The organism is Pseudomonas sp. NPDC089407, from assembly GCF_044900445.1.
In the GTDB taxonomy this organism is placed as follows: Bacteria; Pseudomonadota; Gammaproteobacteria; order Pseudomonadales; family Pseudomonadaceae; genus Aquipseudomonas.
The window spans coordinates 102656-119260 of record NZ_JBJDNB010000013.1 but is presented as its reverse complement, the minus strand read 5'-3'; the positions used below and the strand labels follow the sequence as shown (position 1 = coordinate 119260).

General features: G+C 62.0%; 14 protein-coding genes and 1 pseudogene. 7 read left to right on the top strand and 8 right to left on the bottom strand.

Going from position 1 to position 16605, the window contains the following annotated elements:
* From ACI2KG_RS12635 to ACI2KG_RS12625, 3 genes and pseudogenes are all read right to left on the bottom strand, one after another.
* A pseudogene (locus tag ACI2KG_RS12635) lies at positions 1-165 on the bottom strand (transcriptional regulator); the annotation flags it as partial.
* A 36-nt stretch (positions 166-201) separates the two neighbouring features.
* The gene (locus tag ACI2KG_RS12630; RefSeq protein ID WP_404662142.1) at positions 202-609 is read right to left on the bottom strand and encodes an RcnB family protein; all 408 of its coding nucleotides are present in this window, start codon (positions 607-609) and stop codon (positions 202-204) included.
* A gap of 324 nt (positions 610-933) precedes the next feature.
* Positions 934-2226 (bottom strand): sigma-54 interaction domain-containing protein, encoded by a 1293-nt coding sequence (locus ACI2KG_RS12625; protein WP_404662141.1) that lies wholly within the window; start codon positions 2224-2226, stop codon positions 934-936.
* 221 nt (positions 2227-2447) lie between these two features.
* On the opposite strand from ACI2KG_RS12625, the gene ACI2KG_RS12620 reads away from it, so the two are divergent.
* The 3 genes from ACI2KG_RS12620 to ACI2KG_RS12610 are packed head-to-tail and all read left to right on the top strand — an operon-like array spanning position 2448 to position 5459.
* The gene (locus ACI2KG_RS12620) at positions 2448-3332 is read left to right on the top strand and encodes an MBL fold metallo-hydrolase (protein WP_404662145.1); all 885 of its coding nucleotides are present in this window, start codon (positions 2448-2450) and stop codon (positions 3330-3332) included.
* Between the two features lie 40 nt (positions 3333-3372).
* Complete coding sequence (locus ACI2KG_RS12615) at positions 3373-4644, top strand: FAD/NAD(P)-binding oxidoreductase (protein ID WP_404662140.1); 1272 nt, start codon at positions 3373-3375, stop codon at positions 4642-4644.
* The gene (locus tag ACI2KG_RS12610; RefSeq protein WP_404662139.1) at positions 4641-5459 is read left to right on the top strand and encodes a sulfite exporter TauE/SafE family protein; all 819 of its coding nucleotides are present in this window, start codon (positions 4641-4643) and stop codon (positions 5457-5459) included. The genes ACI2KG_RS12615 and ACI2KG_RS12610 overlap by 4 nt, the downstream gene beginning before the upstream one ends.
* Here the strand turns inward: ACI2KG_RS12610 and ACI2KG_RS12605 are convergent.
* Positions 5448-6335: a LysR family transcriptional regulator gene (locus ACI2KG_RS12605; RefSeq protein WP_404662138.1), complete on the bottom strand. Its 888-nt coding sequence runs from the start codon at positions 6333-6335 to the stop codon at positions 5448-5450. The two genes, ACI2KG_RS12610 and ACI2KG_RS12605, sit on opposite strands and share 12 nt — an antisense overlap.
* Positions 6336-6631: 296 nt before the next feature.
* On the opposite strand from ACI2KG_RS12605, the gene ACI2KG_RS12600 reads away from it, so the two are divergent.
* Complete coding sequence (locus tag ACI2KG_RS12600; RefSeq protein ID WP_404662137.1) at positions 6632-8278, top strand: GMC family oxidoreductase; 1647 nt, start codon at positions 6632-6634, stop codon at positions 8276-8278.
* A 97-nt stretch (positions 8279-8375) separates the two neighbouring features.
* On the top strand, positions 8376-9995 hold the full coding sequence (locus ACI2KG_RS12595) for an MFS transporter (protein WP_404662136.1): 1620 nt from the start codon (positions 8376-8378) through the stop codon (positions 9993-9995).
* A 323-nt stretch (positions 9996-10318) separates the two neighbouring features.
* Here ACI2KG_RS12595 and ACI2KG_RS12590 read toward each other — a convergent pair whose 3' ends face one another.
* The 4 genes from ACI2KG_RS12590 to glyQ are packed head-to-tail and all read right to left on the bottom strand — an operon-like array spanning position 10319 to position 14677.
* Entirely contained in the window at positions 10319-11104 is a 786-nt protein-coding gene (locus tag ACI2KG_RS12590; RefSeq protein WP_404662135.1) for a lysophospholipid acyltransferase family protein, read from the bottom strand.
* Positions 11105-11150: 46 nt separating this feature from the next.
* Complete coding sequence (gmhB, locus tag ACI2KG_RS12585; protein WP_404662134.1) at positions 11151-11678, bottom strand: D-glycero-beta-D-manno-heptose 1,7-bisphosphate 7-phosphatase; 528 nt, start codon at positions 11676-11678, stop codon at positions 11151-11153.
* A gap of 3 nt (positions 11679-11681) precedes the next feature.
* Complete coding sequence (gene glyS, locus ACI2KG_RS12580; protein ID WP_201200340.1) at positions 11682-13733, bottom strand: glycine--tRNA ligase subunit beta; 2052 nt, start codon at positions 13731-13733, stop codon at positions 11682-11684.
* A complete protein-coding gene (gene glyQ / locus ACI2KG_RS12575) occupies positions 13730-14677 on the bottom strand; it encodes a glycine--tRNA ligase subunit alpha (RefSeq protein WP_012312032.1) in 948 nt (315 codons plus the stop codon). Before glyQ ends, glyS begins: the two co-directional genes overlap by 4 nt.
* A gap of 83 nt (positions 14678-14760) precedes the next feature.
* On the opposite strand from glyQ, the gene ACI2KG_RS12570 reads away from it, so the two are divergent.
* Positions 14761-15312: a DNA-3-methyladenine glycosylase I gene (locus tag ACI2KG_RS12570; protein ID WP_404662133.1), complete on the top strand. Its 552-nt coding sequence runs from the start codon at positions 14761-14763 to the stop codon at positions 15310-15312.
* Positions 15313-15353: 41 nt separating this feature from the next.
* Entirely contained in the window at positions 15354-16241 is an 888-nt protein-coding gene (locus ACI2KG_RS12565) for a lysophospholipid acyltransferase (protein WP_400613029.1), read from the top strand.
* Positions 16242-16605 lie beyond the last annotated feature (364 nt).

The following is a 16605-nucleotide window of genomic DNA, read 5'->3' as shown; positions in this document are numbered from 1 at the left end:
CTGCATCGGAAAATGCTTGGTCTCGTAAGCCTCGATCAAGGTGATCATGGTTTCAAAAAAATCTCCCTCAGGCGTTCCTGGTTCTGGCTCATTCTCGAACATCGGAGAGATGTCTTTGAGCACTGCCCGGTAGTTGTCGTCGGTGAGGATTGAGCGGATGTTCATAAGTGGTCACTCCTACGTTCCACGTGAAACAGGCCTTCAGTAACCGCTGAGGATATTGACGATAACACCGCTGGCAATATTCATCAGCACATAGTCCCCGTTCACGTACAACCAGCGGTGATCGCGCGGCGGTGCATACAGGTGGCGTGCTTTCCAGTCTGTCACCCAGTATCGGTCGCCACGGTAGTGCGGGTCGACTGCATGGCCGCGTTGCCATTGTTGATGCGGTACCGGCATGCCTTGTTGCGGGCGGAAATTCGGGTCGCGGTACGCTGGCCCGCGGCCATTGTCATGACGGCCTTGTTGCTGCGGCTTGCCATGCGAAGGGTTGCCCTGGTGCGATGGGCCGCTGTCGTGCCGGTCAGGTGGGCCTGGCTGGGCGAAGCTGGCCAGAGGTGCGCTGAGCATGAGCGCGGCACAGATCACGGTTAGGGTTTTATTCATTTGTTGCGGTCCTCTGTACGGTTAACCAATCAGACCATGGTTTTGACCGTTTAATGTCAGGACAGAGGTAAAGGTCCGGTAAAGGTGTAATGCTGTTCACTTACGCTATTGGGGCCGCTCTGCGGCCCATCGCGGGCAAGCCAGCTCCCACAGGACCGCGCAATTCTTGAGGACTGCGCGGTACCTGTGGGAACTGGCTTGCCTGCGATGGGCTGCGCAGCAGCCCCAGAGATTTTTGCACCTGTGCCGAAAGCCCTGGGGCTGCTTCGCATCCCTTTCGCGATGCAAGGCCGCTGCTGCACTGACCGCGTCTGACTGCATTACCTAGTTCAGACCGAGTGCTTTCAAACGGCGATACAGCGTGCGCTCACTCATGCCAAGGTGGCTGGCCAGTTCGCTACGCGAACCCTTGAACTGCTCAATGGCCTGCGCCAACTCCCCCAGGTCATTACGCCGTCCGCCTGACTTCACCACCGAAGATGGCCCTATGTCTTCCGGCAAATGCTCAGGCCGAATCACCCCGTCATCGGCAAACAACCGTGCCCGTTCCAGAATGTTGCGCAGCTCGCGAATGTTGCCCGGGAACGGATGCAAACCAAGCTGCTGCAAGGCATTGTCGCTCAAGCTGGGCGTCGACTTGCCGGCCATGCGTTGTAGCAGGCTCTGCGCCAGCAAGGGCAGGTCCTCTACCCGCTCGCGCAGCGCCGGCAGACGAATCGGGAAACCGCTGATGCGGTAGTAGAGGTCTTCGCGGAAGCTACCCTCGGCAACCATCTGCCTGAGCGGTTTGTGTGTCGCCGATACCAAGCGAAAATCGGAATGCACGGTACGGAGGCTGCCCACCGGGCGGAAGCTGCCAGACTCGATCAGGCGCAGCAGCTTCACCTGCATCGCCAGCGGCACTTCGCCAATTTCATCGAGAAACAACGTACCGCCATGGGCCGCTTCAGCCAGGCCGATCTTGCGCTGGTTGGCACCGGTGAACGCGCCCTTCTCGTAGCCGAACAATTCGCTCTCGAACAACGATTCGGTCAGGCCGGTGCAGTCGACCACCACCAACGGGCCTGTGGCCCTAGGGCTACCCATGTGCAGCGCGCGGGCGAAAAGCTCCTTGCCGGTACCCGACTCACCCTGCAGCAATACCGGGATCTGTGCTGGCGCAGCGCGTTGCAGGCTGGCCAGGGCCGCTTTGAAGGCGGGCGCCCGGCCGACCAGGCCCTGCTCCTGAGGCTGTGCCGAAGCGAGCGTGATGGTAGTCAGGCGTTCGACAAAGGCCACCACCCTGCCCTGCTCGTCCAGAATCGGCCGCAGCTCGACATCGACATGTTCCGGGCCACGTGGCGTGTGATGAATGTGCAACACCCGCTCCGGTACCTTGCTGTCCCACGCCTTGCGCATCGGGCAATGCTCGCCAGCCTGGTCGCAGGGTACGGCGTAGTGGTGCGAGACCTTGTGGCACTTTTCGCCCAGCGGTGCCTGGTCATGCTGGCCGAACTGGCGGCGATAGGCCGCGTTGGCAGCCAGGATGTTGTAGTCGGTGTCCAGCACGATGGTGGGCAGGGCATCGTGCTCAAGGTAGGAAACCAGGGCTAGGATGAGGGGATGGGCTTCAGGCATGACGGCACCGTTTGGATGACCGGCGCAGGGTAACAAGGACTGCCAAACACTGCCATTGGCTGACAGTCGACTGCCATTGGTGCTGCCAGTATTGCCCACAGCTGTCAGCGCCCGGCCGGTTTCATTGAGCCATGCGCAGGAAAAAGCCTGGCATGCATCTTGATAAACCTCCTGTCACTGCCTACGCCTTACAAGGCGCGGCGGATAAATTGGAGAACGTGATGATCATCGGCAACAACCTTCACGTGGACGCCTTTTACGACAAGGCGACCTCGACCATCAGCTACCTGGTCATGGACCGTGAAACCCGGCAGTGCGCGTTGATCGACAGCGTGCTGGATTACGACCCCAAGTCCGGGCGCACCTGCAGCACGTCGGCGGATCGCCTGATCGAGCGCGTGGCCGAGCTGAATGCCAGCGTGCGCTGGGTGCTGGAAACCCATGTGCACGCCGACCACCTTTCAGCAGCGGCCTACCTGAAGGAAAAGCTCGGCGGCCATACCGCCATCGGTGCGCACATCACCCAGGTGCAGAAAGTGTTCGGGGCCCTGTTCAATGCCGAGCCTGGTTTTGCCCGCGATGGCAGCCAGTTCGACGTGCTGTTCGAAGACGAGGAAGGCTTCCGCATTGGCAACCTGCGTGCCCGCGCACTGCACACCCCGGGGCATACGCCCGCATGCATGAGCTACATGATCGAGGACGCTGGCGAGATCGCCGTGTTCGTCGGTGACACCCTGTTCATGCCCGACTACGGCACCGCCCGCTGCGACTTCCCCGGCGCCGATGCCCGCACCTTGTACCGCTCGATCCGTCGGCTGTTGGCATTCCCCGACCAGACCCGCTTGTTCATGTGCCACGACTACCTGCCAGGTGGCCGGGAAATGCAATACGTCACCACCGTGGCCGAGCAGCGCGCCAGCAACATCCACATCCACCAGGGTGTCGATGAGGACAGCTTCGTCGCCATGCGCGAAGCCCGTGACAAGACCCTCGACATGCCCGTGCTGATCCTGCCTTCGGTGCAGGTGAACATGCGCAGCGGCCAACTGCCTGCGCCGGAAGCCAACGGTGTGAGCTACCTGAAGATTCCGCTGAACAAGCTGTAAGCGCCCTGCCCCCATAGCCAGATTTCCAGGATTTACCGCCATGCCTGCCTTGTTGTCCCCTGCCACTACCGACCACCACAAGGTGGTCATCGTCGGTGCCGGTGCCGCTGGTATCGCCACTGCTTCCAGCCTGATCAGCCGCGACCCGTCTTTGGACATCACCTTGATCGATCCCGCCGAGGTGCACTACTACCAGCCCGGCTGGACCATGGTCGGCGCCGGTGTGTTCAATGCACCGAGCACCGCCCGCACCATGGCCTCGACCCTTCCGCGCGGTGTGCGCTGGGTCAAGGCGCGCGTTCAGGGCTTCGATCCGTTGGGCCAGTTGGTCATGCTCGAAGATGGCCGCGCCATCAGCTATGAACAGCTGGTGGTCTGCCCCGGCCTCAAGCTGGACTGGGCCGCGATCGAAGGGCTTAGCGAGACCCTGGGCCGTAATGGTGTCACCTCCAACTACCGCTACGACCTGGCACCCTATACCTGGGAACTGGTGCAAAAGCTCAAGCAAGGCCGTGCCCTGTTCAGCCAGCCACCCATGCCGATCAAGTGCGCCGGTGCGCCGCAGAAGGCACTGTACCTCTCGTGCGACCACTGGCTGCGCAACGGCCATCTGGGGGCGGTGAAGGCCAGCTTCTTCAATGCCGGCGCAGTATTGTTCGGCGTGGCGGACTACGTGCCCGCACTGATGAAGTACATCAAAAAGTACGCCGTGGACCTGAAGTTCTCTCACCGGCTGGTAGCCGTGGACGGCCCGAACAAACGCGCCACCTTCGTGCGTAGCCTGCCCGATGGCAGCAGCGAAACCTGCACCGAGGCCTTTGACATGCTGCATGTGGTGCCGCCGCAGGTCGCGCCGGACTTCATCCGCCAAAGCCCGTTGGCCGACAGCGCCGGCTGGGTCGATGTCGACCCGCACACCCTGCGCCATCGCAAGTACGGCAACGTTCATGCCTTGGGCGATGTAGCCAATACCAGCAACGCCAAGACCGCTGCGGCTGCTCGCAAGCAGGCACCGGTCGTGGCCAACAACGTGCTGGTGGCGCTGGGCAGGTTGCCGACCCTGGCCCAGTACGACGGCTATGGCTCCTGCCCGCTAACCGTTGAGCGCGGCAAGATTGTGCTGGCCGAGTTCACCTATGGCGGCAAGCTGGCCCCGAGCTTCCCCAACTGGCTGCTGGATGGCCGCAAGCCGACGCGCCTGGCCTGGTTGCTCAAGGCTCAGGCGCTGCCGCCGCTGTACTGGCAAGGCATGCTCAAGGGCCGCGAGTGGCTGGCGCGGCCACAGCCGCTGGCAGCCGAGGGTGGGCAGTGATCGAACAACAATTGCTGGGCGCAGGCCTGGGTGCAATCATCGGCGCAGTGCTGGCGTTGACCGGCGCAGGGGGTGGGATTCTCGCCGTGCCGCTGCTGGTGTTCGGCCTTGGGTTGTCGATGGTGGAGGCGGCACCGGTCGGCCTGTTGGCAGTAGGTCTTGCTGCGGCGGTGGGTGCGGTGCTGGGCTTGCGCCAAGGTTTGGTGCGCTACAGGGCGGCATTGTTCATTGCCCTGATGGGTGTGGCGGCAGCGCCGTTCGGGTTGATGCTGGCGCACCGTTTGCCGAATACACCCTTGCAGTTGGTGTTCGCCGGGATGCTGGTTTATGCCTGCCTGCGCATCTGGCGCAAGGCGGCCAAGGAACTACGCGGCGAAGGCAATGATGCTCACCGCTTTATCGAGCCTTGTGTGTTGAACCCGCTTCAGGGGCGCTTGCGCTGGACCCTGCCCTGTGCACGCGCACTGGCCTTCACCGGGGCGTTGTCGGGTTTGTTGTCCGGGCTGCTCGGTGTGGGCGGCGGGTTCGTCATTATCCCGGCCCTTAACCGCTACACCAACCTGCGCATGGCCAGCATCGTTTCAACCTCGTTGGCGGTGATTGCCCTGGTATCGACCGGCAGTGTGGTCAGCGCAAGCCTTGCGGGTGTCATGCATTGGCAGGTGGGTGCCCCGTTTGCCGTTGGTGCAGTGCTCGGCTTGCTATTGGCGCGGCCGCTGGCGGCCAGGTTGGCCGGGCCGCGCCTGCAGCAGATGTTTGCCGTAGCAGGCTGGGCCGCGGCCCTGTTGCTGGCCGGCAAGGCGCTACTGAGCTAGCAGCTCGCTCTGCTCTTCTGCGCACAGCGCCAGCAGGTAGTCCCACACTACCCGCAGGCGCACCGACTTGTGCAGCTCGCGGCGTGTGCAGATCCAGTAGCTGCGCTGGATGGTTTCGCCAGGCAGCACGCGTACCAGTGTAGGGTCATGGCGGGCCATGTAGTTGGGCAGCACGGCGATGCCTAGCCCGGCGCGGGCGGCGGTTTGCTGGGCGATCACGCTGGTGCTGCGGAACACCACGTTGGGTGCCCGGCAGAAACTGTTGAGAAACAGCAGTTCCTGGCTGAACAACAGGTCGTCGACGTAGCCGATCCAGTTGTGCCGGGCCAGGTCTTCGCGGTTGTGCAGTGGCGGCGCACGGTCCAGGTAAGCCTGGCTGGCGTACAGCGCCAGGCGGTAGTCGGTGAGTTTGCGCGTGATCAGCAAATCGGCGTTGGGCCGCTCCAGGTGGATGCTGATTTCCGCTTCGCGGTTGAGGATGCTGACGAAGCGCGGCACTGCTACCAATTCCACTTCCAGCCCCGGGTAGCGCTCGAACAGGGCGTTCATGCGTGGGGTGAAGAACATGATGCCGATGCCTTCGGTCACCCCCAGGCGAATTTTGCCCAGCGGGGTAATGGCCTGGGTGATTTCTTCCTGCGCCAGCAGGGCAACGTTCTCCATGGCTTCGGCGTGCTTGAGCAAGGCTTGGCCTGAAGGGGTCAGTTCGTAGCCTTGGGCATGTTGCACGAACAGCGCAGTGCCCAGGCTCTGCTCGATGCTCTCGATGTGCCGGGCCACGGTGCTGTGGGTGGTATTGAGGCGCTTGGCGGCGGTAAGCAGGCGGCCGCTGCGCTGCAACTCGAGGAAAAACCGCAGATCGTTCCAGTCGAACATGCTTGTCCCTATGCATCCAGACGGCGTACCCCTTGTAGGAGCGGCCTTGCGTCGCGATGGGGCGCGCAGCGACCCTGAATCAGCACCTGCGGTTTTTCAGATGGACCGAGTTTGCTGAATTCAGGGCCGCTGCGCGCCCCATCGCGACACAAGGCCGCTCCTACAGGACCGCACCGTCGCAATGATGGTCGCTGTGCTAAAACGCACAACGGCTGCGCGAAATCTCGTGTTTCCCCCACGAAATTACTCACTAAGATGGATCGGGACAAGAATAATAATCAGGCCCGAGGTTGCACATGCCATCAGCCGATTCTGTCTTCGATTACGTGGTCGTAGGGGCCGGTCCCGCCGGGTGCCTGCTGGCCAATCGTTTGTCCGCCGACCCTGCCTGCCGCGTGCTGCTGCTGGAAGCGGGCGGGCGTGATAACTATCCCTGGATTCATATCCCCGTCGGTTACCTCTATTGCATCGGCAACCCACGCACCGACTGGTGCTTCAAGACCGAGGCACAGCCCGGCCTGGGTGGTCGCGCACTGGGTTATCCACGGGGCAAGGTGCTCGGTGGCTGTTCCTCGATCAACGGCATGATCTACATGCGCGGCCAGGCCGCTGACTATGACCACTGGGCCGAGCAAGGCAACGACGGCTGGGCCTGGAAGGACGTGCTGCCACTGTTCAAGGCCAGCGAAAGCCATTTTGCCGGCGCCAGCGAACACCATGGCAGTGACGGCGAATGGCGAGTCGAGCGCCAGCGCTACAGCTGGCCAATCCTCAATGCCTTCCGCGATGCTGCCGAGCAAAGCGGCATCGGCAAGGTCGATGACTTCAACACCGGCGACAATCAGGGCTGTGGATACTTTCAGGTCAACCAGCGCAGCGGTGTGCGCTGGAATGCCTCGAAGGCGTTCTTGCGGCCGATCAAGGACCGCGCCAACCTCACCGTGCTGACCGGCGTGCAGGTTGACCAGGTACTGCTCAACAACACCCGCGCACGGGCGGTGAAGGCACTCTGGCAAGGTGCCTGGCACGAGTTTGCCGCACGCCGCGAAATCATTCTTTGCGCTGGCGCTGTCGGCTCGCCCGGCATCCTGCAGCGCTCCGGCATTGGCCCTCGCCAACTGCTGGAAGGTTTGGGCATCGGTGTGCGTCATGACATGCCTGGCGTTGGTGGCAACCTGCAGGACCACCTGCAACTGCGGCTGATCTACCAGGTCCGCAACACCCGCACCTTGAACCAGATGGCCAACAGCCTGTGGGGCAAGATGGGCATGGGCCTGCGCTATCTCTACGACCGCAGCGGCCCGCTGACCATGGCGCCGAGCCAGCTCGGCGCGTTCGTACGTTCCAGCCCGGACCAGGCCACTGCCAACTTGCAGTACCACGTGCAGCCGCTGTCACTCGAGCGCTTCGGCGAACCGTTGCATCGGTTCCCGGCATTCACCGCTTCGGTGTGCAACTTGCGCCCGGCCAGTCGCGGGCGTATCGATATTCGCAACACCGACATGAACAGCCCGCCATTGATCGACCCCAACTACCTCAGCGACCCCCAGGACCTGCGCGTTGCCGCCGATGCCATCCGCCTTACCCGGCGCATTGTCCAGGCCCCAGCCCTCGCCGCGTTCGAGCCTAGTGAATATTTGCCAGGCACGGCCCTGCAAACCGAGCAGGATCTGTTCGACGCCGCCGGCAAGATCGGTACCACCATTTTCCACCCGGTCGGTACTTGCCGCATGGGCAATGGCGCCATGGACGTTGTGGATAACCAGCTGCGCGTACATGGCATCCCCGGCCTGCGCGTGGCTGATGCTTCGATCATGCCGCAGATCACCTCTGGCAATACCTGTTCCCCCACCCTGATGATCGCCGAGAAGGCGGCGCAACTGATCCTCAAAGGAGCGGCTACCCAAACCTACTTGAACGAAGACGCGTTACCGACGCCCTGACCCGGGTGCGTGCAGTAGCGGCAGCTTGCGGTCGAAAGCTGTCGGCAGTGGAACAACAAGAATAATCACTGTGGCCTGCGGGCCGAGGACAGCAACGATGTCGGATTACATCCAGGAAAAGGGTGCGGCGGCCAGCAGCCCAAGCCGCCGTGAAGAACGCAAGATCATTTTCGCGTCATCCCTCGGGACGGTTTTCGAGTGGTATGACTTTTTTCTCTATGGCGCGCTGGCAGCGGTCATCAGTAAGCAGTTCTTTGCGGGTGTGAACGACACCACGGCCTTTATCTTCGCCCTCATGGCATTTGCCGCCGGCTTTCTGGTGCGGCCGTTCGGCGCGCTGGTGTTCGGCCGACTGGGTGACATGATCGGGCGCAAGTACACCTTCCTGGTCACCATTGTGCTGATGGGCCTGTCCACTTTCGCGGTGGGCTTGTTGCCCACCTACGCCAGCATTGGCATCGCTGCACCGATCATCCTGGTGATCCTGCGCATGCTGCAAGGGCTGGCGCTGGGCGGTGAGTACGGCGGTGCGGCTACTTATGTGGCCGAGCATGCGCCGCAGGGCAAGCGTGGCTTCCACACCGGTTTCATCCAGTCCACCGCCACCCTGGGCCTGTTGCTGTCGCTGCTGGTGGTGCTAGGTAGCCGCTACATCAGTGGCGACCAGTTCGAAACCTGGGGCTGGCGCCTGCCGTTCCTGCTGTCGATTGTGCTGCTGGCCATCTCCACGTGGATTCGCATGAGCATGCACGAATCGCCGGCCTTCGTGAAAATGAAGGCTCAGGGCAAGGTCAGTAAATCGCCGATCCGTGAATCGTTCACCTCCTGGCCGAACCTGAAGGTGGTGCTTACCGCGCTGTTCAGCATCAACGCCGGGCAAGCCGTGACCTTCTACACGGCGCAGTTCTATGTGCTGTTCTTCATGACCCAGATGCTGAAGATGGACCCGGCCCAGGCCAACACCCTGCTGATCATCAGTGTGGTGATTGGTGCACCGTTCTTCGTATTTTTTGGCTGGTTGTCCGACCGTATTGGCCGCAAGCCGATCCTCATGCTCGGCCTGCTGCTGGCCACCGTGTTGTACTTCCCGCTGTTCAAGGCGCTGAGTCACTACGCCAACCCGCAGATCGACGCCGCCAGCCGTCATGCACCCATCGTGGTAACGGCCGACCCGCAAAGCTGCACCTTCCAGTTCGACCCGGTTGGTAAAGCACGCTTCGACAGCCCGTGCGACAAGGTCAAAACCTTCCTGGTCAAGCAGGGCCTGCCGTACAGCTCGGTGAGCGTGGCCGGTAGTGATGTGGTGGTGAACATTGGCGACAAGACCATCAACGGCTTCGACGAAGCGGCCATGCGTACGGCGGTGGAACAGGCTGGCTACCCGGCCAAGGCCGACCCGGCGCAGGTCAACCAGGTGATGGTGGTGATACTGATCGTGGCGATGATCCTGATCGCGACCATGACCTACGGGCCACTGGCGGCGGTGATGGTCGAGCTGTTCCCCACCCGCATCCGCTATACCTCAATGTCGCTGCCCTACCACATCGGCAACGGCTGGTTCGGTGGCTTCCTGCCGACGGTGTCGTTCGCGCTGGTGGTGTATACCGGGGATATCTTCTACGGGCTTTGGTACCCCGTGCTGGTCACCGGGATCAGCCTGGTGGTGGGGATCTTCTGCCTGAAAGAAACCAAGGATGTGGATATCGACAAGATCTAACGGCCGATGGGAACCCTTGTAGGAGCGGCCTTGTGTCGCGATCGGGCCGCACAGCGGCCCCAGGATGTCTGCCTTGATGCACAAATTGCTGGGGCCGCTTTGCGGCCCGATCGCGACGCAAGGCCGCTCCTACACAAAGCGATCCGTGCCTGCATGGAGCCATAAAAAAACCGGCTGTAAAAGCCGGTTTTTTTATGCCCCGAAAAAACTTATGCACGCTTTTCAGAAAAATGTCATGTAGAGAAATAAACAGTTAATTCAATCACTTAGAGCCTATTTCAAGCTTTTCATGGAAAAACTGCTCACAAGTTATCCACAGATTCTCAGGCCATCTGCTCCTGCGGTTTTTCTTCCGCTGGAGGCAGCGAACCCATGGCCCGCTGGGTCGCCTCGTTCCACGCCTGAGCGCGGTCGTTGAGCTCGGCGATGGCACGTGGCCCGGTGCCGTTGGCATACATCGGCTCGCCAATCACCACCTCGATGGTACCGGCGCGTTTGCCCCAACCATTCTTCGGCCAGAATTTGCCGGCATTGTGGGCAATCGGCAGCACCGGCAGCCCGGCATTCACCGCCAGCGCGGTACCGCCGCGGGAGAACTTGCCGATGGTGCCAAACGGCACGCGGGTACCCTCCGGGAAAATCAGCACCCAGGTTTTCTGCTTGAGCAGCTCATCGCCCTTGCTCGCCACCTGGCGCAGCGCTTCCTTGGGGTTGTCGCGGTTGATCGCGATCGGCCGCAGCATGGCCATGGCCCAGCCGAAGAACGGCACGTACAGCAGTTCGCGCTTGAGCACTTGGCTTAGTGGCGAGAAATACTGGGACAGGAAGAAGGTTTCCCAGGTGCTCTGGTGGTTCGACAGGATCACGCAGGGCTCAGCCGTCACGTTCTCGGCGCCAGTGATCTTGTAGTCGATGCCCAGGATGGTGCGCACCAAAAACAGCGCGCAGCGGCACCAGTACACGTTGATGAACTTGTAGCGCTTGGGGAACGACAAGAATGGCGCGACAAAGAAGCTCAGCGAACACCACAGCAGTGAACTGGTGCCCAGCAGCAGGTAAAAAAGAAAGATTCTGATCGCCTGCAGGATCGACATAGTGGCTTGTACCATTGCGGGGCATGCCCGCCTGAGAAAAATGCGCCCGTAGGCGCACTGTTTAAATTAGTTCTCTGGCGATAGCAGCCAGATCGTCGAAAATCAGTGTAGTTTCCGGGACACCTTTTTCCAGGGTCCGTTCGCCCTTGCCGGTTTTCACCAACACGGGTTGTGCACCGACGGCCAGGGCGGCCTCCAGGTCACCTTTGCTGTCGCCGACGAACCAGACGCCTTCAAGGCCCACCTGGTAATGCTCGGCAATCGCCCGCAGCATGCCAGGCTTGGGCTTGCGGCAATCGCAGCCTTCGTCCGGCCCGTGCGGGCAATACACGATGTGGCCCACCTCGCCGCCCTGCTCGGCCACCAGCTCGCGCAGGCGCGCGTGCATGGCCTCCAGGGTTGCCAGCGGGTAGTAACCACGGGCAATGCCGGACTGGTTGGTGGCCACGGCCACCGTCCAGCCCGCCTTGCTCAACTGCGCGATCGCTGCGACCGAGCCAGGGATCGGGATCCACTCTTCCAGCGTCTTGATGTAGGCGTCGGAGTCGTAGTTGATGACCCCGTCACGGTCGAGAATCAGCAGTTTCAAGGCTTACCCCAGCAGCGAAATGTCAGCCACGCCCAAGAACAGGCCGCGCAGGCGGCTGAGCAGGGCATAACGGTTGGCACGTACCTTGGCGTCTTCGGCGTTGACCATCACCGCCTCGAAGAAGGCGTCGACCGGATCACGCAAGGCCGCCAGGCGGGCCAGCGATTCGCTGTACTGGCGTGCAGCAGCCATCGGTTGCACGGCCTGGTCGGCCTGCTGGATGGCCGAGTACAGGGAGAACTCGTTGGCATTGTCGAAGTACTTCGGCTCGACCTGTTCGGCGATGGCGCCTTCAGCCTTGCTCAGCAGGTTCGACACACGCTTGTTCACCGCAGCCAGGGCCTCGGCTTCCGGCAGCTTGCGGAACGCCTGCACCGCTTGTACGCGCTGGTCGAAGTCCAGGGCGGAGCCCGGCTGCAGCGCACGTACCGACAGGTAGGTGGCCACGTCGATGCCTTCGTCTTCGTAACGCGCACGCAGGCGGTCGAAGATGAACTCCAGCACCTGCTCGGACAAACCGGCAGCCTTGACCTTGGCACCGAACTGCTTGACCGCGAACTCGACCGCACCGGTCAGGTTCAGGTCCAGCTGCTTCTCGATCAGGATCCGCAGCACGCCCAGAGCGGCACGGCGCAGGGCATACGGGTCTTTGCTGCCGGTAGGCAGCATGCCGATGCCGAAGATGCCGACCAGGGTGTCGAGCTTGTCGGCAATGGCCACGGCAGCACCAGTGAGGGTCTGCGGCAGCTCGGCGCCAGCACCGCGTGGCATGTACTGCTCGTTCAGGGCCAGGGCGACGTCTTCCGGCTCACCGTCGTTGAGCGCGTAATAGTAACCGGCAACACCCTGCATTTCAGGGAACTCGCCGACCATTTCGGTGGCCAGGTCGCACTTCGACAGCAGGCCGGCACGGCCAGCACGCTGGGCGTCGCCGCCGATCAGCGGGGCGATGAAGGCGGCCAGTTTGGAAACGCGTTCGGCCTTGTCGTACACAGTGCCCAGCTGAGCCTGGAACACCACGTTCTTCAGGCGTTCGTTGAAGGTTTCCAGCGGTTGTTTCTTGTCTTGCTTGAAGAAGAACTCGGCGTCGGTCAGGCGTGGGCGCACGACTTTCTCGTTGCCTTGCACGATCTGCTTCGGGTCGCGGCTTTCAACGTTGGCCACGGTGATGAAGCGCGGCAGCAGCTTGCCTTCGCTGTCCAGCAGGCAGAAGTACTTCTGGTTGTCCTGCATGGTAGTGATCAGGGCTTCCTGCGGCACTTCGAGGAAACGTTCCTCGAACGAGCACACCAGCGGCACCGGCCACTCGACCAGGGCGGTCACTTCGTCCAGCAGCGCCGGTGGCACGATGGCTGTGCCTTCCTGCTGCATGGCAAGCTCCGCGGTGCGCTTGCTGATCAGCTCGCGACGCTCAGCGAAGTCGGCCAGCACGTAGGCTTTGCGCAGGTCTTCGACGTAGTTGGCCGGGGTAGTGACAAGCACGTTTTCCGGGTGGTGGAAGCGGTGGCCACGGGATTCTCGGCCAGCCTTCTGCGACAGGATGGTGCAATCGACTACCTGGTCGCCCAGCAGCATCACCAGCCATTGGGTCGGGCGCACGAACTCTTCACGGCTGGCCGCCCAGCGCATGCGCTTGGGAATAGGCAGGTCGTTCAGCGAATCTTCGACGATGGTTGGCAGCAGGCCGGCGGTAGCCTTGCCTGGAATGTGCTGGGAGAAGCGCAGCTTGGGGCCGCTCTGGTCGATTTCGGCCAGCTCTACACCGCACTTCTTGGCGAAGCCCAGGGCAGCCTGGGTCGGCTCGCCGTCTTTGAATGCAGCCTGCAGGGGTGGGCCGTCGATGTTGATGCTGCGGTCAGGCTGTTGCACGTCCAGCTGACGGATCAGCACGGCCAGGCGACGCGGCGCGGCGTATACCTGCTTGCCGGTGTAGTTCAGGCCAGCGGCCTGCAGGCCCTTCTCGATACCGGCCAGGAAGGCGTCGCCGAGGCTGGCGAGGGCCTTGGGTGGCAGCTCTTCGGTGCCCAGTTCTACCAGGAAATCTTGAGCACTCATTGTGCAGCCTCCAGCTTAGCCAACACTTCGTCACGCAGTTCAGGGGTGGCCATCGGGAAGCCCAGGCGTGCGCGGGCTTGCAGATAGCTTTGTGCCACGTCCCGGGCCAGGGTACGTACGCGCAGGATGTAGCGCTGGCGCTCGGTTACCGAGATGGCGCGGCGGGCGTCCAGCAGGTTGAAGGTGTGCGAGGCCTTCAGCACCATTTCGTAGGTCGGCAGCGGCAGATCCAGCTTGATCAGGCGGTTGGCTTCGCTTTCGTAGAAGTCGAACAGTTCGAACAGCTTCTCGACGTTGGCGTGTTCGAAGTTGTAGGTCGACTGCTCCACCTCGTTCTGGTGGAACACGTCACCGTAGGTGACCTTGCCGAACGGCCCATCGGCCCATACCAGGTCGTACACCGAGTCTACGCCCTGGATGTACATGGCCAGGCGCTCCAGGCCGTAGGTGATTTCACCGGTGACCGGGTAGCACTCGATGCCACCTACCTGCTGGAAGTAGGTGAACTGGGTGACTTCCATGCCGTTCAGCCAGATTTCCCAGCCCAGGCCCCACGCGCCGAGGGTCGGCGATTCCCAGTTGTCTTCGACAAAGCGAATGTCGTGCACCAGCGGGTCCAGGCCGATGGCTTTCAGCGAGCCAAGGTACAGCTCCTGGAAGTTGGCCGGGTTCGGCTTGAGCACTACCTGGAACTGGTAGTAGTGCTGCAGGCGGTTGGGGTTTTCGCCATACCGCCCGTCGGCAGGGCGACGGCTAGGCTGCACGTAGGCGGCGTTCCAGGTTTCTGGACCCACAGCGCGCAGGAATGTAGCGGTGTGGAAAGTGCCGGCGCCTACTTCCATATCGTAGGGCTGAAGCACCACACAACCTTGAGCTGCCCAGTAGTTTTGCAGGGCGAGGATCAGGTCTTGGAAGGTACGCACGGCTGGCGTAGGCTGGCTCACGAAATTCACCTGTATCTGGGGATGCGGATGTAAAGAGCGGGAGTATAACCTGATTCGCCTCGCCCTCTACTCATTGGAGCCTTATGCCACGCTGCTTTTGGTGTACCGACGATCCGTTGTACCAGGCCTACCATGACCAGGAATGGGGAACGCCCCAGCGTGACCCGGCGTTGCTGTTCGAGATGCTTTTGCTCGAAGGGTTCCAGGCGGGGCTGTCATGGATCACCGTTTTGCGCAAACGCGAGCGTTATCGCGAAGTGATGCATGGCTTCGACCCGGTGAAACTGGCGGCCATGAGCGATGAATGCATCGAAGAACTTATGCAGGATGCCGGTATCATCCGCAACCGCCTCAAACTCAAGGCTGCCCGGCGCAATGCACAGGCCTGGCTGGCTGTGGATAACCCCGCCGAATGGCTGTGGTCGTTCGTTGGCGGCGCGCCGAAGGTTAACCACTTCACCGGCCGCAGCGAGGTGCCGGCGGTGACCGATGAAGCCAAGGCGATGAGCAAGGCTTTGCAAAAAGCCGGCTTCACCTTCGTCGGCCCAACCATCTGCTACGCCTTCATGCAGGCCACTGGCATGGTCATGGACCACACCACCGATTGCGATCGCTACCCCGCCTTGCTGCGCTGAGGGGTTACAATGCGCGCCTTGCTGAAATAAGGAATTCGCCTGTGGAAAAGTTCAAGGGCGCCCTGATGGTCGGGGTGCTGCGTCTGTTTGCCAAGCTGCCCTGGGGCGCTGTGCAGCGCGTGGGTGCCGGCATCGGCTGGCTGATGTGGAAGCTCCCCAACGGTTCGCGCAACGTGGTGCGGATCAACCTGGCCAAGTGCTTCCCCGAAATGGACCCGGTTGCCCGTGAGCAACTGGTCGGCCAGGCGCTGCGCGATATCGGCAAGTCCTTTGTCGAAAGCGCCTGTGCCTGGATCTGGCCGCCGCAGCGTTCGCTTGAGCTGGTCAAAGAAGTGCATGGCCTGGAAGTGCTGGAGCAGGCCCTGGCCTCGGGCAAGGGCGTGGTGGGTATCACCAGCCACCTGGGCAACTGGGAAGTGCTGAACCACTTCTACTGCAACCAGTGCAAACCGATCATCTTCTACCGGCCGCCGAAGCTGAAGGCGGTGGACGACCTGTTGCGTGAGCAGCGCGTGCAGATGGGCAACCGCGTGGCGCCTTCGACCAAGGAAGGCATCCTTAGCGTGATCAAGGAAGTGCGCCGCGGTGGCCAGGTGGGCATTCCGGCTGACCCGGAACCGGCGGAATCGGCGGGTGTGTTCGTGCCGTTCCTTGGCACCCAGGCGCTGACCAGCAAGTTCGTGCCGAACATGCTCGCGGGTGGCAAGGCGGTGGGGGTGTTCCTGCATGCCCTGCGGCTGCCGGATGGCTCGGGCTTCAAGGTATTCCTCGAAGCGGCACCGGAAGAGATGTACAGCACCGACGTGAATGTGTCGGCGGCGGCGATGAGCAAGGTGGTCGAGCGCTATGTGCGCGAGTACCCGAGCCAGTACATGTGGAGCATGAAGCGCTTCAAGAAGCGCCCGGCTGGCGAGCCGCGTTGGTATTGAGATCTTTGGGGGCGCTCTGCGCCCCATTCGCCGGCAAGCCAGCTCCCACATTGACCGCGCTGGCCTGAAGTTATCCTTCAACCTGAGGAAACCAGGGGTTGGGCACAGAGTTCAAGGGCCTGCGCGGTCCCTGTGGGAGCTGGCTTGCCTGCGATGGGCTGCAAAGCAGCCCCAGCAATCTCCCACATTGACCGCGCTGGCCTGAGGTTATCCTTCCACTTGAGGAAACCAGGGGTTGTGCACAGAGTTCAAGGGCCTGCGCGGTCCTTGTGGGAGCTGGCTTGCCTGCGATGGGCTGCAAAGCAGCCCCAACAATCTCCCACATTGACCGCGCTGGCCTGAGGTTATCCTTCAACCTGAGGTA